Annotated in this window: 17 protein-coding genes; 9 read left to right on the plus strand and 8 right to left on the minus strand. The window is 64.0% G+C overall.

From position 1 onward, the window contains the following. The first annotated feature begins 18 nt into the window (after positions 1-18). The 4 genes from F1735_RS06380 to F1735_RS06395 all read left to right on the plus strand — a co-directional run bounded on the left by F1735_RS06380 (position 19) and on the right by F1735_RS06395 (position 4,911). Positions 19-1,707, plus strand: coding sequence for a bifunctional metallophosphatase/5'-nucleotidase (locus F1735_RS06380; RefSeq protein ID WP_167236151.1), 1,689 nt, complete (start codon positions 19-21; stop codon positions 1,705-1,707). Next, the gene (locus F1735_RS06385; RefSeq protein ID WP_167236152.1) at positions 1,704-2,930 is read left to right on the plus strand and encodes a phospholipase D-like domain-containing protein; all 1,227 of its coding nucleotides are present in this window, start codon (positions 1,704-1,706) and stop codon (positions 2,928-2,930) included. Before F1735_RS06380 ends, F1735_RS06385 begins: the two co-directional genes overlap by 4 nt. Next, entirely contained in the window at positions 2,930-3,982 is a 1,053-nt protein-coding gene (locus F1735_RS06390; protein WP_167236187.1) for a S1/P1 nuclease, read from the plus strand. Before F1735_RS06385 ends, F1735_RS06390 begins: the two co-directional genes overlap by 1 nt. A 98-nt stretch (positions 3,983-4,080) precedes the next feature. Continuing rightward, positions 4,081-4,911: a MipA/OmpV family protein gene (locus tag F1735_RS06395; RefSeq protein WP_167236153.1), complete on the plus strand. Its 831-nt coding sequence runs from the start codon at positions 4,081-4,083 to the stop codon at positions 4,909-4,911. Here F1735_RS06395 and F1735_RS06400 read toward each other — a convergent pair. The 6 genes from F1735_RS06400 to tal all read right to left on the minus strand — a co-directional run bounded on the left by F1735_RS06400 (position 4,888) and on the right by tal (position 11,618). Then, positions 4,888-5,769: an alpha/beta hydrolase gene (locus F1735_RS06400; protein WP_167236154.1), complete on the minus strand. Its 882-nt coding sequence runs from the start codon at positions 5,767-5,769 to the stop codon at positions 4,888-4,890. The two genes, F1735_RS06395 and F1735_RS06400, sit on opposite strands and share 24 nt — an antisense overlap. A 16-nt stretch (positions 5,770-5,785) precedes the next feature. Next, positions 5,786-6,754, minus strand: coding sequence for an ABC transporter permease (locus F1735_RS06405; protein WP_167236155.1), 969 nt, complete (start codon positions 6,752-6,754; stop codon positions 5,786-5,788). Positions 6,755-6,757: 3 nt separating this feature from the next. Then, on the minus strand, positions 6,758-7,840 hold the full coding sequence (locus F1735_RS06410) for an ABC transporter permease (RefSeq protein WP_167236156.1): 1,083 nt from the start codon (positions 7,838-7,840) through the stop codon (positions 6,758-6,760). Further along, on the minus strand, positions 7,837-9,366 hold the full coding sequence (locus tag F1735_RS06415; protein ID WP_167236157.1) for an ABC transporter ATP-binding protein: 1,530 nt from the start codon (positions 9,364-9,366) through the stop codon (positions 7,837-7,839). The genes F1735_RS06410 and F1735_RS06415 overlap by 4 nt, the downstream gene beginning before the upstream one ends. A 97-nt stretch (positions 9,367-9,463) precedes the next feature. Beyond that, the gene (locus tag F1735_RS06420) at positions 9,464-10,459 is read right to left on the minus strand and encodes a BMP family lipoprotein (protein ID WP_167229191.1); all 996 of its coding nucleotides are present in this window, start codon (positions 10,457-10,459) and stop codon (positions 9,464-9,466) included. A gap of 79 nt (positions 10,460-10,538) precedes the next feature. After that, positions 10,539-11,618: a transaldolase gene (gene tal / locus F1735_RS06425; protein ID WP_167236158.1), complete on the minus strand. Its 1,080-nt coding sequence runs from the start codon at positions 11,616-11,618 to the stop codon at positions 10,539-10,541. A gap of 474 nt (positions 11,619-12,092) precedes the next feature. Between tal and F1735_RS06430 the strand changes: the two genes are divergently transcribed. The 5 genes from F1735_RS06430 (at position 12,093) to pcp (ending at position 17,280) form a co-directional block, all read left to right on the plus strand. Then, positions 12,093-14,384: a TonB-dependent receptor gene (locus F1735_RS06430; protein WP_229505651.1), complete on the plus strand. Its 2,292-nt coding sequence runs from the start codon at positions 12,093-12,095 to the stop codon at positions 14,382-14,384. 69 nt (positions 14,385-14,453) lie between these two features. Then, a complete protein-coding gene (locus F1735_RS06435; protein ID WP_167236159.1) occupies positions 14,454-14,930 on the plus strand; it encodes a hypothetical protein in 477 nt (158 codons plus the stop codon). 60 nt (positions 14,931-14,990) lie between these two features. Beyond that, on the plus strand, positions 14,991-15,683 hold the full coding sequence (locus tag F1735_RS06440; RefSeq protein WP_167236160.1) for a DUF969 domain-containing protein: 693 nt from the start codon (positions 14,991-14,993) through the stop codon (positions 15,681-15,683). Further along, positions 15,680-16,639, plus strand: coding sequence for a DUF979 domain-containing protein (locus F1735_RS06445; RefSeq protein ID WP_167236161.1), 960 nt, complete (start codon positions 15,680-15,682; stop codon positions 16,637-16,639). Before F1735_RS06440 ends, F1735_RS06445 begins: the two co-directional genes overlap by 4 nt. Further along, positions 16,636-17,280 (plus strand): pyroglutamyl-peptidase I, encoded by a 645-nt coding sequence (gene pcp, locus F1735_RS06450; protein ID WP_167236162.1) that lies wholly within the window; start codon positions 16,636-16,638, stop codon positions 17,278-17,280. The genes F1735_RS06445 and pcp overlap by 4 nt, the downstream gene beginning before the upstream one ends. Here the strand turns inward: pcp and F1735_RS06455 are convergent. Both F1735_RS06455 and F1735_RS06460 read right to left on the minus strand, forming a co-directional pair. Continuing rightward, on the minus strand, positions 17,277-18,176 hold the full coding sequence (locus F1735_RS06455) for a LysR family transcriptional regulator (protein WP_167236163.1): 900 nt from the start codon (positions 18,174-18,176) through the stop codon (positions 17,277-17,279). The genes pcp and F1735_RS06455 overlap by 4 nt on opposite strands. 19 nt (positions 18,177-18,195) lie before the next feature. Beyond that, positions 18,196-19,125 (minus strand): pseudouridine-5'-phosphate glycosidase, encoded by a 930-nt coding sequence (locus F1735_RS06460; RefSeq protein WP_167236164.1) that lies wholly within the window; start codon positions 19,123-19,125, stop codon positions 18,196-18,198. Between the last annotated feature and the right edge of the window lie 2 nt (positions 19,126-19,127).

Consider the following 19,127-nt stretch of genomic DNA (forward strand, 5'->3'; position numbering starts at 1 on the left):
TCGGTTATCCTACTACCTATGACACTATTCTCAAGGCCCCTTTGCGCCGCGCTCGCCGCGGCCTTCCTGTCGGCGGGCTGCGCCACGCGCCCGACGACCCAGATCGAGATCAACCTGGTTGCGCTGAACGACTTCCACGGCCACCTCGACGCCACCAAATTCCAGTACAACAGCATCCACGCCAGCGGCCAGCAAACCGTGCAAGCGGGCGGGGTCGACACCATCGCCGCCGCCGTGCAAGCCTGGCGCCGCGAAGACAAGGAGCTGTTGTTCGTCGGCGCCGGCGACCTGATTGGCGCCTCGCCCGCCATGTCGTCGATGTGGGCCGACGAACCGGCGCTCGAAGCCTTGAGCATGGCCGGCATGCGCATCTCCTCGGTCGGCAATCACGAATTCGATAACGGCCGCGCCGAACTGCTGCGCCAGCAGCGCGGCGGCTGCGAGTCGGTGCGCCCCGAAAAAGCCTGCCAGTTCACCAAGGACTTCCGTGGCGCCGGCTTTAGCTACCTGGCCGCCAACGTGATCGACGACGCCACCGGCAAGCCGTTCCTGCCGGCCTACCGGATCGAAGACGTCAAGGGCGTCAAGGTCGGCCTGATCGGCGCCGTGTTGCGCAACACCGCCTCCGTGGTGCTGGCCTCGGGCATCGTCGGCCTGACATTCGAAGATGAAGCGACTGCGATCAACCGCGTCATCCCCGCCATGCGCGCGCAGGGAGCGCAGGTGTTCGTGGTGCTCATTCACGAAGGCGGGACCACGCCGGAACCGTTCGACAAGCCCGATTGCAGCGGGCTTAAAGGTCCGGTGGTCGACATCGTCAAGAAGCTCGATCCAGCCATTCGCGTGATCGTCAGCGGCCACTCGCACACGGGCTTCCAGTGCAAGGTCGACGGGCGCGTGGTGACCCAGGGCGAGATGGGCGGCCATGTCCTCTCGCGCATCAAGATGATGGTCGATCCGGCCAGCGGCGCGGTGGGCGACATCGCGGTGCGCAACGTGATCATGAAACCGGGCCAGTATCCACCGGATGAACGCGTGTCGGCCTTCCTCAAGCAAGCGAAGGAACGCAGCGAGCAGGCCCTTGGGCGGCCAGTCGCGCGCGTGGCTGTGCGCTCGATCCACCGCAAGGAAAGCGCGGGCGGCGAAACCGTGCTGGGTGGCTTGATCGCCGACGCCGTGCTGTCCGCCACCGAATCGCAGGGCGTGCAGGTCGGCTTCATGAACATGGGCGGCATGCGCCAGGATCTCGACGTCGAAGCCAATCTCACCGCCACTTACGGCGACGTGCAGATCGTGCTCCCGTTCGGGAACACCATCGTGGTCATGGACATGAGCGGCGCTCAACTGCGCGCGCTGCTCGAACAGCAATGGGCGCGCCCGGGCGCGAGCAGCGTCTCGGTGCTGCAGGTGTCGGATGGCTTGAGCTATCGCTGGAACAAGGCCGCGCCGAAAGGACAGCGCGTCGTGCGCGACAGCGTCACCCTGAACGGCAAGCCGATCGACGACGCCGCCATCTATCGCGTGGCCGCGAACAACTTCCTGGCCGAAGGCGGCGACAGCTTCCCCGCCTTTGCCGCCGCCACCAACAAGCGCGATACGCAGATCCGCGATATCGACGCCGTGGTGCAGTTCCTGATCAAGCAAGACAAGGCCGGCAAGCCGGCGGGCAGCGACACGCCGCCGGGTCGCATCGGGACGGTCCAATGACGCCCCTCCGGCGCGGCCTGGCCGCACTGCTTGCGCTGGTCCTGGGACCGCACGCGCAGGCCGGGTTTTCCATCCCCGGCTATGAACTGGTGCAGACCGCGCCGGTCGAAACGACGCTCGTCAACGCCGACCTGCGTAGCAGCGCCGCGGTCTGGACGCAGCTGTTCGACGAGGCGCGCAGCGAGATCGTGATCGGCCAGTTCTACGCCATCAGCAAGACCGGCACGCCGTTCGAGAAGGTGCTCGAACGCCTGGAAGCGGCCGGCGCGCGCGGCGTGAAGATCCGCTTTTTGCTCGACAAGAAGGGCGTCGTGCTGTCCGATCCGGCCACCCTGGAGCGGCTGCGCAAGATCCCCAACCTTGAGATGCGCGTGCTCGACTACGCGCAGCTGACCGGCACCGGCATCATCCATGCCAAGTACCTTGCGGTGGACAAGAAGGCAGCCTTCATCGGCAGCCAGAACTTCGACTGGCGCGCCTTTACCCACATCCACGAAACGGGCCTGTTGATTACCGACGCGGCCATGGTGGCGCAGGTACACGCCGTCTTCGAGCGTGACTGGCAGGCGCAATCGCTGCTGGCGGCCAAGCTGGCGGTGCCGCGCGCCGCAGTTGCGACGACAGCCGTTGCGGTATCGCCGCAAGCTGCGCAACTGGTCGCCAGCCCGGCGGCGTACAACCCGCCCGGCGTGGCCGATTCCGAAGTGGTGCTGCCGGCGCTGCTGGCGGACGCGCGCAGCGAGGTGCGCATCCAGCTGCTCGACTATGTGCCGCTCGGCTACGGACCTGACAACACGCGTCCGTACTATGGCGTGATCGACAATGCGGTGCGCGCGGCCGCTGCGCGCGGCGTGAAAATCAAGCTGATGGTATCGAACTGGAACACCGACCAACCCGGCATCGCCTACCTCAAAAGCCTGGCGCTGCTGCCGAACGTGGAGGTGCGCATCGTCACCTTGCCGGTGGCGTCGAGCGGGCCGATTCCGTTCGCGCGCGTCATCCACAGCAAGACCATGACGATAGACGGCAAGCTGGCCTGGGTCGGCACCAGCAACTGGGCTGGCGGCTACTTCGACAAGTCGCGCAATCTCGAAGTCGTGCTGCGCAACGAGAAAATGGCGCAGCGCCTCGGCGCGCTGCACGAGCAGGCGTGGAGTTCCTCATACGCGGCGCCAATCGAGATTGGCAAAGACTATCCAAAACCGAACAAGGGAAATGAATGATGAAGAAACTGGCTTGTGTACTGGCGCTGTCCGCCGCCTTCGTGTCGGCCGAGGCGCTGGCTTGGGGCGCCGAGGGGCACCGCGCGGTCGGCGCCATCGCCGAAAAACTGATCAAGGGCAGCAACGCCGAGAAGCAGGTAGCGGCCTTGCTGCTGCCGGGCGAGAGCCTCGAATCGATCACGGTATGGGCCGACAGCGCCAAGGGCGGCGTCGGCTACACGCCGCCGACCGCCGAGATGAACGCTTACACGGCGGTCAATCCGCGCCACAGCGAATATCACTACACCGACATCCCGTTCCAGAACGAGCACTATCATGACGGCGAGGTGGGCACGGCCGATGTCGACATCGTGCAAACGCTCAAGCAGGCCATCGCCGTCTTGCAGGGCAAGACCGATCCGGCGCTCAATCCCAACAAGCTGACCCGACGCCAGGCCTTGCTGCTGGTGGCGCACATGACCGGCGACATCCACCAGCCGCTGCATGTGGGCGCGGCGTTTGTCGGCAAGGATGGCAAGTTCGTGGTGCCGAAACAGCACGAGGAGGTCGACAGCCTGAATATCTACGATTCGCGCGGCGGCAACAGCCTGCTGCTCGACGACGACAAGCTCACGTCGCTCAGCGCGAAGCTGATCGAGGGCGAAGCCAAGCCCCTGCCGCCGGGTGCCCAGAAGTGGACCACGCGGCCGTTCCACTCGTACTGGGACAGCACCGTGGTCGATTACGCGATGCGCCGCATCAGCACCAAGACGCCGGAGCAGTTCGCGCAAAAGGTCATCGAAGGCAAACCGGTGGTGGCGATGAACACGGGCGACGCGACCAGTTGGCCGTACCAGTGGGCGGACGACGCGCTGGCCGCGTCCAAGCTGGCGTATTCGGATGTAACGCCGGGTGCGATCGGCAAGCAGACCAACCGCAAGGGCGAGACCTACTATACCTTTGGGCTGGAGATGGGATCGAACTACCCGGTGCCGAGTTCCGCGCTGGCCAGGACGCAGCTGGTCAAAGGCGGCTACCATCTGGCGTCGCTGCTGCAAACCATCTGGCCGTAAATCGTCCCTCCGGTGATTGAGTAATCGCCATTCCGCCGCCTTCGTCGTTCCCGCGAAGGCGGGAACCCAAGTTCGCTGATCCACCCGTGAGCATCCTCATGAAGCCAGCCCCAAAACTCGCCGTCATCATTTTGGCTCTCCCCATCGCCGCCTCCGCCGCACCCGCCAACAGCAAACCGCTACCCCTGTGGGAAGCCGGCGTCCTCGGCGGCGTCGCCTCCACCCCAGCCTACCCCGGTGCGGCCGACCGCTCCACGCGCGGCTTGCTGCTGCCGTTCTTGATCTACCGCGGCAAGGTATTTCGCGCCGACCAATCCGGCATCGGCGCACGCCTGGTCAAGCGCGAAGCGGTGGAACTCGACGTTGGCCTGGCCGCCTCGCTGCCGGCCCGCTCCGACGACGTGGCGGCGCGCTCCGGCATGCCCAACCTGGGCACCTTGCTCGAATTCGGGCCGCGCCTGAAAGTGCGCATCGCCGAGCCGAGCGCGTCGAGCCGGATCCGCCTCGACATCCCGCTGCGCGCCGTGATCGAAGCGCGCGCCGGCGTGCGCACGCAGGGCTTCACGTTCGAACCGAAGGTGGTGTACGAGATGCGCAGCGCCGATGGCCTGTGGACCTTCGATGCCAACGCGGGCGTCGTCATCGGCGACAAAAAAGTGAACCGCTACTTCTACGAAGTGCAGCCCCAATACGCCACGTCCGCGCGGCCGGCTTACCAGTCCGACGCGGGACTGATGCTCACGCGTGTGGGCGCAAGCGCCTCGCGCATGATCAACGAGGACGTGCGCGTGTTCGGCTTTATGCGCCTTGAAAGTTACGCCAGCGCTGCCAACGAAGACAGTCCGCTGATGAAGAAGAAGTCCGGCGCCTCGGCCGGGGTGGCGTTTGCCTGGACCCTGGGACGGTCAACGCGCCTGGCCGGCGACTGATCCGCTGCGTAAATAGACTTCCATGAATTGGCCGATGCGCGCCTCATACTCGTGCTTTGCCAGGCCATGAAAGTCGGTGTGCGCCGCGCCGGGTACGATCCACAACTGCTTCGGTTCCGGCACGGCGGCATAGATGCGGCGTGTCTCCGCTTCGCTGGTATGGCGGTCGAATTCCCCGCCCACCACCAGCGTAGGGCAGGCCAGCGCGCCGACCGCGTCGATCGGCCGCAGCTGCTCCAGGGTCAGGTCCAGCCGCAGCGGCACCTGCCATAGCAACAGTGGCGCCAGCTTGCCGCCCGCGCTGCCCAGATACAGGCGCAGGCGATTGTCGATGGCTTCTTCAATCGTCGGGTACATCGCCTCGATCACCAGCGCATCGATCTCGCGTCCGGGTTTCGACAGCACCAGCGCAGCGGCGCCGAGCGACATGCCGATCACGCCGATCCGTTCGCTGGGTTGTTCTCGCTTGAGGAACGCCAGCGCCGCGCGCACCCCGTCTGCCTCGCGCACGCCGAAACTGATGCGCTCACCGGCGCTTTCGCCGTGCGCCTGCTGGTCGATCAGCAGCACGCCGTAGCCCAGACGAGAGAGAAAGCGCGCCCGGTCCAGCATCTGCAGTCGGTTGCCGCGCACGCCGTGCAGCAGCAGGACCGTGCCGGCGCCGGCCGTACCGCGCATCATCCAGCCGCGCACAGGACCGGCGGCGCTGGGAATGGTAACTGAGGAAGCGGGGAAGTCGGGTGGCGCGGCGCCGATCTGGCGCCGCGCGGGAGAACTGAGGTATTCGCCAGCGCCTAACAGCGCCCCGAATCCCAGTGAGAGCAGACAGGCGAAGGCGACGAGGTTGCGCTTCGCCATGCGCCTTGTCAGCACGTTAACGCGATTTGACGAACGGTTTGCCGATCGCTTTCGGCGCCACCGACTTGGCCATCAGGCCGGCCAGCACGATCACGGTGACCACGTACGGCACCATCTGGATCAGCGAGCCCGGAATGCGGCCGATGCCCGGCAAGTCCACGCCTTCGATCTGGATCTGCACCGCGCTGAAGAAACCGAACATCATGCAGCCGAGCGCCGTGTGCATCGGACGCCAGTTACCGAACACCAGCGCCGTCAGCGCCAGGTAGCCGGCGCCGGCCGACATATCGCGCAGGAAGAAACCACTTTGCACAATCGCCAGGTAGGCACCCGAGAACGAGCACAGGATGCCGGCCACCAGCATCGCCATGTAGCGCGTGGTGGCGACACTGATGCCGGCCGCGTCGGCCGCGTGCGGGTTTTCTCCGCAGGCGCGCAGGCGCAGGCCAAAGCGGCTGTGATAGATCACCCAATGCACCAGCGGAATCAGCGCGAACGCCAGGTACACCAGCGCCGAATGGCCGCCGATCACGTGGCCGTAGAACCAGCCGATGAAAGGAATGCCTTCGAGCGCCTGGGTGCCCGGCAAGACAATGTCGAACAGGCGCGCCTGGCCCAGGTCCGGCGTGCGGCCACCCTGCTGGTAGAAGAACTGCGCCAGCACGAAAGTCAGGCCGCTCATGGCGATGTTGATCGCAATGCCGCCCACCAGCTGGTTGCCCTTCTGGGTAATGCTCACGTAACCCTGCAACAGCGCCAGTGCGGCCGATACGGCCACGCCGGCAGCCACGCCGTACCAGGCGTTCTGCGTGGTGAAGGCGACAGCGGCCGAGACGAACGCACTGGCGAGGATTTTTCCCTCTAACGCGATGTCGACCACGCCGCTGCGTTCGGCGAACAGGCCGGCCATGGCGGCGAAAATCAGGACGGGGGCATTGCGGATCGTGGAGACGACAATGCTGGCTAAATGGAGGTCTTCGAACATGGCTTATCCTTTGCGAATGTTAAGCAGCTTCAGGACAGCGGGCGCATACAGATTTTCCATCGCGCCGCAGAACAGGATGATCAGCCCCTGGATGAAGATGAAGGTCTCCTGCGGGATGTTCGGTTTTTCCAGCGACAGGTCGAAGCCGCCCTGGATCAGTGCACCGAACAAGACGCTCGACAGGAAAATGCCGACCGGGTGCTGGCGTCCCATCAGCGCGATCGCGATGCCGATAAAACCGGCGCCGGCCGGGAAGTTCAGGCTCAGGTAGTGGGTCGAGCCCATGACCGAATTGACTGCGGCCAGGCCGGCCAGCGCGCCCGAAATGAGCATCGCCACGATGATCATGCGGCTGATCGACACGCCCGCATAATGCGCCGCGCTTTGATTCAGACCGGTGGCGCGCAACTGGTAGCCCCACGAGGAGCGCCACACCATCACGCCGTAGATGACCAGGGCGGCAATGGCGATCAGGAAGCTGACGTTGAGCGGCGTGTCGCCCAGGACCGGGAACCATTCGTTCAGGCGCGGCATGGCGCCGGCGTCCGAGAACACGCGGCTGGCCGGGTTTTGCTGGCCTTCCGGGATCAGGTACTTGACGATGATGAAGTTCATCAGGCTGGCCGCAATGAAGTTGAACATGATGGTCGTGACCACCACATGGCTGCCGCGCCTGGCCTGCAGATAGCCGGGCAGCCAGGCCCAGGCCGCGCCGAACACCGCGCTGCCGAGCATGGCGGCGGGAATCAGGAGCCAGGCGGGCAGGGAGTGGTCGAGCGTGAGCATGACCACGGTCAGTCCCAGGCCGCCGACGTACATCTGGCCTTCGCTGCCGATGTTGAACAGGCCCGCCTTCATGGCGATCGATACCGACAGGCCGGTAAAGATGAAGGTACTGGCGTAGAACAGCGTGTAGCTCAGGCCCTCCGGGTTGATGACGGCGCTGTCGATCAGGATGCGCAGCGATTCGGTCGGGCTTTCGCCGAGCAGGTGGATCACCAGCGCGGCCACCAGCAAAGCCGACAGCAGGTTCAGTACAGGCAGGACAAACGCGCTTGCCCAGCGTGGGAGTTCGGTCGTTTTCATGTTTTGTGCATCCCGCCCATCAGCAGCCCGATGCGGGTAGTGTCGAATTCTTCAATCTTGAGTTCACCGGTAATGCGTCCGCCGGACATGACGATGATGCGGTCGGCCAGCGCCCGCACTTCTTCCAGTTCCACCGATACCAGCAGGATCGCCACGCCTTCGTCGCGCATCTTGAGCAACTCGGTGTGGATGCTCTCGATGGTGCCGATGTCGACCCCGCGGGTCGGCTGGCCGACCAGCATCAGCTTCGGCTTGGCCGACACTTCGCGCGCGATCACCACCTTTTGCTGGTTGCCGCCCGAGAGCAGGCCGATACGCAGGTCCGGATTGGCCGGACGCACGTCGAAGGCCTTGAGCAGGCCGGCGCAGCGCGCCGCGATGGCCTTGAAGTCGAACAGGCCCCAGCGGTTGCAGACCCGGTCCTGGTAGCCGAACACGGTGTTCTGCATGACCGAAAAATCCTTGATCACGCCGTCGCGCAGGCGGTCTTCCGGCACATGGCCGATCCCGAGCTTGCGGAACGTGGCCGGCAAGCCGTCGGCGTCGGAGCGCCTGGCGTAGGGCAGTTCGGCGCCGAGGAAGGCGACCTTGCCGCCGCTCGGCAGGCGCATGCCCGACAAAATCTGCATCAATTCGCTCTGGCCGTTGCCCGACACGCCGGCAATGGCCACGATTTCGCCCGCGCGCAGGGTGAAGCCGATATCGGCCAGCAGGCGCACCCCAGCGGCGTCCTGCAACTGCAGGCCGGCCACTTCCAGCACGGTGGCGCCGGGATTATAGGCTGCGCGCGGCAGTTCGCCCTGGATCGGGCGGCCCACCATCATGTTGGCCAGTTCTTCTTTCGAGGTCGTCGCGGTTTGTACCGCGCCCACCACGCGCCCGGCGCGCATCACGGTTACCTGGTCGGTAATGTCCATGATTTCGCCCAGCTTGTGGGTGATCAGCACGATGGTCTTGCCCTGTTCCTTGAACAGGCGCAGGATTTCGAACAGCGACGCGGTCTCCTGCGCGGTCAGCACGGCGGTCGGCTCGTCCAGGATCAGGATATTGGCGCTGCGGTAGATCTGCTTGAGGATCTCGACGCGCTGCTGCGCGCCGACCGACAGGTCTTCGATCTTGGCCAGCGGGTCGACGTCGAGACGGTAGCGGGTGCAGATCTCGCGCAGCTTCGCTTCGACGGCGGCGCGCTGCGAGGCCAGCTTGAAGCCGCCTTCGGCGCCCAGCATGACGTTGTCGAGCACCGTGAAATTCTCGACCAGCATGAAGTGCTGATGCACCATGCCGATACCGAGGGCGATCGCCTGTTGGCTGGTGCGGATATCCTGCGCCTGGCCGTCGATCAGCAGTTCGCCGCTGTCGGCATTGTAGTAGCCGTACAGGATGCTCATGAGGGTCGACTTGCCGGCGCCGTTCTCGCCGATCACGCCATGGATCGAGCCCTTGGCGATGGAGAAGCTGACGTCGGCGTTCGCCTGCACGGCCCCGAAGGCTTTGCAGATATTGCGAAATTCTACAGCTGGCTGCATAGCGGTCAGTGGTAAGAGATAAAGGTAAATGAGTTCAAAAGCGCGCCGGACCAGTCAAGACTGGTGCGGCGCGCTTTTCTGAGAAGCGGGGGAGAATCTAGACCGGGCAGCTGCTGCCAGCGCGGTAGTCGACCACTTTGACCTTGCCGCTGATGATATTGGCCTTGGCTTCGTTGACGCGCTTTTCGATTTCCGGCGTGACGACCGCACGGTTATCCTTGTCCAGCGCCCAATCGACGCCGCCTTCTTTCAGGCCTTTGTAGGTGACGCCGGCTTTCCAGGTATTGTTCTTCATCTGCATGAAAGAATCGTAGATCGCCAGGTCGACCCGCTTGACCATGGAGGTCAGCATGGTACCCGGATGCAGGTAGTTCTGGTTCGAGTCGACGCCGATGGCCAGCTTGCCTTTTTCCTTGGCTGTCTGCAGGGTGCCCATGCCGCTGCCGCCGGCAACGGCGAAGACAACGTCCACGCCGCGGTCGAACTGCGCGCGCGCCAGCTCACCGCCCTTGGCCGGGTCGTTCCAGGCCGCGCTGGTGGTGCCGACCATGTTTTGCATGACTTCGATTTTCGGATTGGTCGCTTTGGCGCCCTGGCTGTAGCCGCAGGCGAAAGTGCGGATCAGCGGAATGTCCATGCCGCCCACGAAACCGATTTTCTTCGACTTCGACGCGATGGCGCCGGCCACGCCGGCCAGGTACGAGCCTTCTTCTTCCTTGAACAGGATCGAGTTGACGTTCGCGCCCTTGGCGACGGCGTCGATCAGCACGAAGCGCACGTTCGGGAATTCCTGCGCGACCTTCTGCACGGCCTGCGTCTGCGAGAAGCCGACGGCGGCGATCAGGTCGAGCTTTTTGCGCGCCAGGCCGCGCAGCACTTGCTCGGCTTGCGTATCGCTGCTTGCCTGCGCCTCGATGTATTTGATGTTGGTCTCTTTCTTGAAGCGCTCGGCGCCTTCGAAAGCGGACTGGTTGAACGACTTGTCGAACTTGCCGCCGGCGTCGTACACGATCCCCAGTTTCGGGTCGGCAGCCGTGGCGCTGGCGGCGACGCACAGCGCCGCGATCGTGATACTAAGTTGCTTTAATTTCATGACTTAACTCCTGGAAAGCGATATTGTACCCGGCACACCGGCTGAGATGGGGCGAAAGGAATGCGTAAGCTTAACGACACTAAGCAAGCAAAGCCAGCAAATTGGCGTGTGCTTGCTCGAATTGTGTCAGGCCGGCGCGCAAGAGGTCGTTACCAATTGTATCGAGTGCGATGCCGTGCCGGCCCAGTTGCGTCAAGACGGCGCGCGCCTGGTCGACGTCCTCGATGAGCGACAGGCGCGCTTCGCCGTGCTCGCGAAAGGCCGCCAGGGTCGCATCGGGTACCGTATTGACGGTGTCCGCGCCGATCAATTCTTCAACGTAGGTCACGTCGCGCATGGCCGGATCCTTGACGCCGGTGCTGGCCCACAGCAGCCATTGCGGCGTGGCGCCGAAGGCGGTGAAGATGGCAAAGCCGGCGTCGTTCCTGAACGCGTGATACGCCACGCGCGCTGCGGCAATGGCCGCCTTGCCGCGCAGGGCCGCCGCGGCTGGCGGCAGCAGCGCGTCGACGGCGGCGTCGACCCGGCTGATAAACATGCTGGCCACGCTGGCGATGCGCTGCACCGACAGTTTGGCTTGCAGGCGGCGCGCCAGTCCGCGCCGGTGCGCCGCGCGCACGGCGGCCAGCTGGGTGGCGCTGAAAATCAGGGTGACGTTGACGTTGATGCCGGCATAGATCACTTCTTCGAGCGCCGCGATGCCCGCCTCGGTGGCGGGAATCTTGATCATCGCATTCGGCCGGCCGATCGCCGCCCACAGGCGCACCGCATCGGCCACGGTGGCGGCGCAATCGTGCGCCAGGCGCGGCGCGACTTCAAAGCTCACAAAACCGGCGCGGCCGCCGCTGGCGGTGTACAGGGGTGCAAACAGGTCGCACGCGGCCTGCACATCGGGCAGCACCAGCGCTTCGAAACGCGCTTCCGGTTCAGGGTAGGCCGCGCGCAGCGCCGGCAGCGCGGCCCGGTAGGCGGGGTCGTTGCGGATCGCGTTGCAAAAAATGGAGGGATTCGAGGTCACGCCCTTGATGCCGTCGTCGGCGATCGAGCGCGCCAGTTGGCCCGATGCGATCACATCGCGACTGAGGTTGTCGAGCCAGATTTGCTGGCCCAGCCCGGCCACGGCCTTCAAGCGGCTGGCGGATGCACTAAGTTGGTTCATGGCAATTTTCCTGGCGAACTATGTCGTATTGTTGCAACAACTCATGTGGCGAAAATCACGCGTCTTTTTGTGCAGAACCTTGCTCGCCAGGCCCCTCTGGCCGGTCCGGCGGTATCGCCATGTTCGCTATGCCCGGGATTGCGTATGGCTAGGGAATATTGCGCTGCGCCAAATGGCACAGGCACAGTTTTAGAACTATGCATCAGCACTAATATGTATGGCAAATACGATTTTGCTTCGTCATTTATATGATCGAAATATAAATGAAAACGCAATTACCATGATTTCGGGTCAATTCTTTTCATGCTACGATGCCCAAGCAGCAACAAAATACGGACGGGAGCGCAGTCGCAGCAGGGTGATCAGGGCCATTTTGTGCGCTGCAAGGCGCTTGAAAGCCAGGGTTGGCCCATGCCGATGCGAACCGGGACGCAGGTTTCATCAAATGGTTCATCGACCTAAGGAATTACCTACATGACAATCAAGAGCAAGCAGTTCGCCACCCGTTCGCTGATCGCCCTGGCCGTCGCCAGCGCCTTTCCGTTGCACGTTGCGATGGCACAGGACAAGCCAGCCGAACAAGCCAGGCCGCAAGCCGGCCAGCTGGAAACCGTCATCGTGACCGCGCAACGCCGTTCCGAGAACATCAAGGATGTGCCGATGGCGATCACCACGCTCAAAGGCGAAAAGCTCGACGTGCTGACCTCGGGCGGGCAGGACATCCGCTTCCTGTCGGGCCGCACGCCAAGCCTGAACATCGAATCCGACTACGGCCGTTCATTCCCGCGTTTTTACATCCGTGGCCAGGGCAATACCGACTTTGACCTGAACGCATCGCAGCCGGTCGGCCTGGTGGTCGACGACATCGTGCAGGAAAGCCCGATGTTGAAGGGCTTCCCGGTGTTCGACGTGGACCAGGTCGAAGTGCTGCGCGGTCCGCAGGGCACCCTGTTCGGCCGTAACTCCCCGGCCGGCGTGATCAAGTTCGACTCGGCCAAGCCGCAGATCGGCAAGTCCGACGGCTACGCCACCATCGGCATCGGCAACTACCGCGCACGCAACCTGGAAGGCGCGGTCAACCTGCCGATCAGCGACACTGTCGCCGCGCGCATCTCGGTGCAGTCGCAGAACCGCGACGACCGCGTTCACAACGGCCGTCCGGGCAACGGCACCAAGAATTTCGAAGGCTACCACGACGACGCGCTGCGCCTGCAAGTGCTGGTCAAGCCGACCAGCGCCTTCAGCGCCCTGTTCAACGTGCATGCGCGCGACATGGATGGCAGCGCCACCCTGTTCCGCTCGAACATCCTCAAAAAAGGCAGCAATGAACTGGTCGACGGCTTCGAATACAGCCGTTACGACACCGACGGCGTAAACGAGCAGCGCTTGAGCACCGAAGGCGCCAGCATGCGCCTGCGCCTGGACCTCTCCGGCGTGACGCTGCACTCGATCACCGGTTACGAGTCGGCCGATTTCTACAGTCGCGCCGACGTCGACGGCGGCTACGGCGCCGTGTACGCGCAGCCAATGGGACCGGGCTACGCCAACCAGGCCGCGTTCATCCCGTTTGTGGTCGAAACCGCGGACGTGCTGCCGAAGCACCGCCAGTTCACCCAGGAGTTCCGCGCGGAGTCGGTTAACAGCGGCCCGCTGCAGTGGATCGCCGGCCTGTTCTACTTCAACGAAGACATCCAGATCGACAGCATCAGCTTCGACTCGCTCGCGCCCGGCAACCCGCAGAACCCGTTCTTCGCGACCCAGACCCAGGACACCAAATCGTGGGCGGCTTTCGGTTCGCTGAACTACACCGTGTCCGACAAGTTCAAGGTGCGCAGCGGCCTGCGTTACACCAACGACAAGAAGAACTTCGCCGCCAAGCGGGTTGAGTTGACCACTGCCGGTCCTTTCGGCATCAGCAACGACTCGAAGAACGTCAGCTGGGATATCTCGGGCACCTACGCCCTCAGCGCCGATTCCAACCTGTTCGCCCGCATCGCCACCGGCTATCGCGCACCGAGCATGCAGGGCCGCCTGAACGGCCTGGCCGATCGTCCATCGTTCGCCGAAGCCGAAAAAGTGCTGTCGTACGAAGCCGGCATCAAGCAGGACCTGTTCAACCGCCGCGCGCGTTTGTCGGCCAGCGTGTTCCAGTACCGCGTCAAGGACAAGCAGCTGACCGCCGGTTCCGGCCAGATCAACATGAACCAGTTGATCAACGCCGACAAGGTGACCGGGCAGGGCGTGGAGCTGGATTTCCAGGCCAACCTGTCGGACGCACTGCGCATGACCCTGGGCGGCAGCTACAACAACACCGAGATCAAGGATTCGGACCTGTTCGTCCAGACCTGCGGCAACGAGCCGAACACCAAGGGTGTGAATGGTTGCACGCCGACCGGCGTGGCAGGCCCGTTTGCGTACACGCAGAAACTGAACGGCAATCCGCTGCCGCGCGCACCGAAGTGGCAAGGCAACTTCACCTTGCGCTACAGCGTGCCGGTGGCCGATGGCGAATTCTTTGCCTACACCGACTGGGCCTACCGCAGCACCTACAATATGTTCCTGTACGAAGCCAAGGAATACAAAGCCAAGTCGCTGGTTGAAGGCGGCCTGCGCATGGGCTACAAGTGGGATAACTACGAAGTGGCGGCCTTTGCGCGCAACATCACCGACAAGGTGCAGTCGGTCGGCGCGATCGACTTCGACAACCTGACCGGTATCGTCAACGAGCCACGCACCCTGGGCGTGCAGCTGAAAGCGACGTTCTAAGCATCGACCTGATGCCGCTACCTGCCCCGCATGTCGCAAGATGTGCGGGGCTGTTTTTTTGGGAAGAACATGAAATCAATTCCTGCCATGCTCGCCGGCGCAGCGCTGTGCGCCATCTGCCCGGTCGCCGTGGCGCAAACAACGCCAGACCCGATGTGCGCGGTGATCGACAGTTTTGCCGAAGGCATCGCAGTCGGCGAAAAGCGCTCGATGGAACTGGAGAAGCAGTATGGCGGCGTCAATACCGTGATGTCGAAGAGCTGCAAGCCCTCCGCCATGGATGCGAAAGGCCGCGCAATCTGCGAGTGGATGATGAAGAACACCTCGATGGAATTCATCGACCATAACATCTCGCGGGTCGTTGCGTGCGTCACCAAGGGCACGGAGTTGATCCGTAAAGACGTACGTGTCAAGTCGATGTCCGGAGAATTCACCGTCTATGGACGGCAGGCCGACATCCAGGTCGAGTACCAGTTCAATTCCCGCTACGACAAGCGCCATTTCGTCGCTATCCGCATCACCGGTGTGGAGCCCGAAGAAGAATAGGGCGCCGCCCCGGTATCGGGTAAGATTCCTCGCCCCCCTGACGGGTCTACCGGAGAAACCATGCAATCAGCAGTCAACCTGTGGCCGCTCATCGGCGTCGCCGTCATCATCGTCGGCTTCGTGCTGCGCGTGCATCCCGTGCTGGTGGTCGTCGCCGCCTGCGCGGCCACCGGACTGGCCGTGTCGATGCCGGTCGAAGCGCTGCTCGCCTCGCTCGGCACCGCCTTCATCAAAACGCGCAACCTGCCGATGATCCTGCTGCTGCCACTGGCGGCCATCGGCCTGCTCGAACGCTTCGGCCTCAAGGAACACGCGCAGGCCAGCATCGCCAAGATCAAGTCAGCCACCACCGGCCGTCTGCTGATCGTCTACCTGGCCGTGCGCGAAGTGTCGGCCGCGTTCGGGCTGACCAGCCTTGGCGGCCACCCGTCGATGGTGCGCCCGCTGGTCGCGCCCATGGCCGAAGCGGCGGCCGAAACGCGCAAGGGCACGATCAGCGACAAGCTGCGCTACCGCATCCGCGCCATGTCGGCCGCCACCGACAACGTTGGCCTGTTTTTCGGCGAAGACGTCTTTGTCGCCTTCGGGGCCATCGTCCTGATGCAAACCATCCTCGCGGCCGAAGGCATCCTGGTCAATCCGCTGCACATGGCGCTGTGGGGCATTCCGACCGCGATCACCGCCTTCATCATTCACGCCTGGCGCTTGCACCGTTTCGACGCCGAGATCGCGCGCGACGGAGGGGCCGCATGATCATCCTGCTCGACTACTTTTACCTCGCGCTCGGCGCCATGCTGGCCGCGTCGGCTGTCATGTCGCTGCGCGACAAGGACAATCCGCGCCGCTATTCGAGCGCCTTGTTCTGGGGCCTGTACGCCGCGGTCTACCTGGTTGGCGAACGGCTGCCGCCGGCGCTGGTGGGCGTGATCATGATCGCGATGGCGCTGATCGCCGGCTGCGGCGGCGTCACCCTCGGCAAATACGGCGTGCGCACGGGCGAAGAAAAGTCGACCAGCGCGCGCCGCCTCGGCCACCTGCTGTTCATTCCCGCGCTGATCATCCCGGTCGTGACCATGATCGGCTCGACCCTGCTCAAGGATGTTCACATCGGCGGACTGCTGCTGCTCGAAACCAGGCACATTACGCTGGTCAGCCTGGGTTGCGCCTCGGTGCTGGCGGTCGGCGCGGCGTGCTGGCTGACCCGTTCCACACCACTGCAGGGCATGCGCGAATGGCGCCGCCTGACCGATGCTGTCGGCTGGGCGGTGGTGCTGCCGCATATGCTGGCCGTGCTCGGGCTGCTGTTCGCCGAAGCGGGCGTGGGCAAGGCGGTCGCGCACATCACCACGTCCTACATCAACATGGATTCGCGGTTTGTCGCGGTGGTGGTGTTCTGCGTCGGCATGGCGCTGTTTACCATCATCATGGGCAATGGCTTCGCGGCCTTTCCGGTGATGGCGGGCGGCGTCGGCATTCCGGTCCTGGTCCAGCAGTACGGCGCCAACCCGGCGGTGATGGCGGCTATCGGCATGTTCAGCGCCTACTGCGGCACCCTGATGACGCCCATGGCCGCCAACTTCAACGTGGTGCCGGTGGTGCTGCTCGAACTGCCCGACAAGCACGCGGTGATCAAGGCGCAGATACCGACCGCGCTGCCGCTCTTGGTGGCGAATATCTTACTGCTGTATTTTTTGATGGGCCAGAAATGACGAGAACAGTGCTGCTGACGGGCTTTGAGCCGTTCAATAAAGAGACCATCAACCCGGCGTGGGAGGCGGTGCGCGCGCTGGCCGGCGCCGAGGGCGATGGCTACCGCGTCGAAGTACGCCAGTTGCCCTGCGTGTTCGGCGCCGCCGGCGAGGTGCTGCGCGCGGCCATCGACGAGGTGCGGCCGGCGGTGGTGATCGCGGTCGGGCAGGCCGGGGGCAGGGTGGACCTGTCGGTCGAACGCATCGCCATCAATATCGACGACGCGCCCATTCCCGACAACGCCCAGTGCCAGCTGGTCGACCAGCCGGTGGTCGACGGCGGACCGGCGGCGTACTTTTCGACCCTGCCGATCAAGGCCATCGTGGCGCGCTTGCGCGATGCCGGCTTGCCGGCCTCGGTGTCGCAGACGGCCGGCACTTTTGTATGCAACCACGTTTTCTATAGCCTGATGCACCAGACGGTGGGCCGCGATATCCGGGCCGGCTTCATTCACATTCCCTATTTGCCGCAGCAGGCCGCCGCCCATCCGGGTGCGCCCAGCATGGCGCTGGCCGAGGTGGTGCGGGGGTTGACGATGGCGCTGGAAGCGGCGCTGCTTGTCGGCGGCGACATCCGCGTCGCGGGCGGGGCAGTCGACTAGGCAGTCGGATTGAGGATGTTCAGGAACGCCCGCACCACCGGCGCATCATCCTGCGTGGTGTAGGTGATGTACAGATTGGCCGAAGGCGCGTTGGTCTTGATCGGCAAGAAGATCACGCCCGGCCAGCCGATGCGGCTGGTCGTCTCCGGCATCAAGGCCACGCCCAGGCCAGCGCCCACCATCGCCAGCAAGGTTTGCGGCTCGGACGCTTCCTGGAAAATCGTCGGCTGGAACCCGGCCTTGACGCAGCACTGGATCAGGTAGCGCGGAAAGGCCGACTTGTCGAGCGCCAGCGTCAGCATCGGCTGGTCCGCAATATCGGTCAGCTCGATCCACGGCTGCGTGGCCAGCGGATGATGCTCGTTGACCGCCACGCACACGTTCTCGCGAAAGCACAGCTCCTGGCGCAGGTTGTCGTGTTTGAGTTCATCTTCATCGAGCTTGGGCTCGCGCCAGAAACCCACGTCGATCTGCTTGGCGCGCAGCGCCTCGTACTGCACGTTCGGTCCCGACTCGTGCAAGGTCCAGGTCACGCGCGGGAACTTGGTCTGGAATTCTTCGAGCAGGCTCGGAATCGGCCCCCACATGGCCGAACCGACGATGCCCACCCGCAGGCGCCCGACTTCACCGCGATCGATCTGGCGGATGGTGTCGATCGTCATGCGCATCTTGGCCAGCAGGTCCGATGCTTCCCCCATCAGCGCCTTGCCCGCCACCGTCAGCTCGAAAGTGCGGGTGGTGCGCGCGAACAGGCGCACGCCCAATTCGCTCTCGAGCTTCATGATCTGCTGGCTCAAAGGCGGCTGCGAAATGTGCAGCCGCTCGGCGGCGCGGCTGAAGCTTTTTTCTTCAGCTACCGCGAGGAAGTACTTGAGCTGTTTCAGGTCGATGGACATGGCGTATGGGGTCGGGGAGTTAAATCGGCTGCAAACCTGGCAGGTCGCGCATGGCCACGGCCAGTTCGGCGCCCACCTGCGCGTTGTGCTTGACCAGCGCGATATTGGTCATCAGGCTGCGTCCTTCGGTCAAGGTCTTGATGCGGGCCAGCAGGAAGGGGGTGACGAGTTTGCCGGCCACGCCGCCATCGCGCGCTTCGCGCAATGCCTGTTCGGTGATGCTGTCGATTTCATCCTTTTGCATCGCAAACGCTTCCGGCACGGGATTGCTGATGACGATGCCGCCATTGAGGCCAAGCTGCCATTTGGTCTGGATGAAGGCGGCTTGCTCCAGCGCCGAATCGAGCTGGAAGTCGGCCTTGAAGCCGCTGTCGCGCGTGAAAAAGGCCGGGAAGGCCGGCTGGCCGACGCTGATCACCGGTACGCCGTGGGTTTCCAGGTATTCGAGCGTGAGGCCGATGTCGAGGATCGATTTCACGCCGGCGCATACCACCGCCACGTTGGTGCGGGCCAGTTCCTGCAGGTCGGACGAGATGTCGAAGCTCGTTTCGGCGCCCCGATGCACGCCGCCGATGCCGCCGGTCACAAAAACATGAATGCCGGCCAGCTGCGCGCAGATCATGGTGGCGGCCACGGTGGTGGCGCCCAAACGGCCTTGCGAGAGCACGTACGGCAGGTCGCGCCGCGAGACCTTCATCGCGTCGGGCGAGGTGGCCAGCAATTCGAGCTGCTCGGCCACCAGGCCGATGCAGATTTTGCCTTCGATGATGGCGATCGTGGCCGGCACCGCGCCGGCGGCGCGGATGACGTGCTCGACTTCCTGCGCCATCGTCACGTTTTGCGGGTACGGCATGCCGTGCGAGATGATGGTCGACTCGAGGGCGACAATCGGTTTGCCGGCCGTGCGGGCGGCGGCGACTTCGGGCGAGAACAAGAGGTATTGGTGCATGG

The sequence above is a fragment of the Massilia genomosp. 1 genome (assembly GCF_011682185.1).
GTDB lineage: Bacteria > Pseudomonadota > Gammaproteobacteria > Burkholderiales > Burkholderiaceae_D > Telluria_A > Telluria_A rubra.

Coding starts and splice junctions, on each gene's coding strand:
- F1735_RS06415 (WP_167236157.1), bottom strand. CDS start 9,366: ATGCAGCCAGCTGTAGAATTTCGCAATATCTGCAAAGCCTTCGGGGCC.
- F1735_RS06435 (WP_167236159.1), top strand. CDS start 14,454: ATGAAATCAATTCCTGCCATGCTCGCCGGCGCAGCGCTGTGCGCCATC.
- tal (WP_167236158.1), bottom strand. CDS start 11,618: ATGAACCAACTTAGTGCATCCGCCAGCCGCTTGAAGGCCGTGGCCGGG.
- F1735_RS06430 (WP_229505651.1), top strand. CDS start 12,093: ATGACAATCAAGAGCAAGCAGTTCGCCACCCGTTCGCTGATCGCCCTG.
- pcp (WP_167236162.1), top strand. CDS start 16,636: ATGACGAGAACAGTGCTGCTGACGGGCTTTGAGCCGTTCAATAAAGAG.
- F1735_RS06395 (WP_167236153.1), top strand. CDS start 4,081: ATGAAGCCAGCCCCAAAACTCGCCGTCATCATTTTGGCTCTCCCCATC.
- F1735_RS06390 (WP_167236187.1), top strand. CDS start 2,930: ATGAAGAAACTGGCTTGTGTACTGGCGCTGTCCGCCGCCTTCGTGTCG.
- F1735_RS06410 (WP_167236156.1), bottom strand. CDS start 7,840: ATGAAAACGACCGAACTCCCACGCTGGGCAAGCGCGTTTGTCCTGCCT.
- F1735_RS06420 (WP_167229191.1), bottom strand. CDS start 10,459: ATGAAATTAAAGCAACTTAGTATCACGATCGCGGCGCTGTGCGTCGCC.
- F1735_RS06445 (WP_167236161.1), top strand. CDS start 15,680: ATGATCATCCTGCTCGACTACTTTTACCTCGCGCTCGGCGCCATGCTG.
- F1735_RS06460 (WP_167236164.1), bottom strand. CDS start 19,125: ATGCACCAATACCTCTTGTTCTCGCCCGAAGTCGCCGCCGCCCGCACG.
- F1735_RS06440 (WP_167236160.1), top strand. CDS start 14,991: ATGCAATCAGCAGTCAACCTGTGGCCGCTCATCGGCGTCGCCGTCATC.
- F1735_RS06455 (WP_167236163.1), bottom strand. CDS start 18,176: ATGTCCATCGACCTGAAACAGCTCAAGTACTTCCTCGCGGTAGCTGAA.
- F1735_RS06385 (WP_167236152.1), top strand. CDS start 1,704: ATGACGCCCCTCCGGCGCGGCCTGGCCGCACTGCTTGCGCTGGTCCTG.
- F1735_RS06405 (WP_167236155.1), bottom strand. CDS start 6,754: ATGTTCGAAGACCTCCATTTAGCCAGCATTGTCGTCTCCACGATCCGC.
- F1735_RS06400 (WP_167236154.1), bottom strand. CDS start 5,769: ATGGCGAAGCGCAACCTCGTCGCCTTCGCCTGTCTGCTCTCACTGGGA.
- F1735_RS06380 (WP_167236151.1), top strand. CDS start 19: ATGACACTATTCTCAAGGCCCCTTTGCGCCGCGCTCGCCGCGGCCTTC.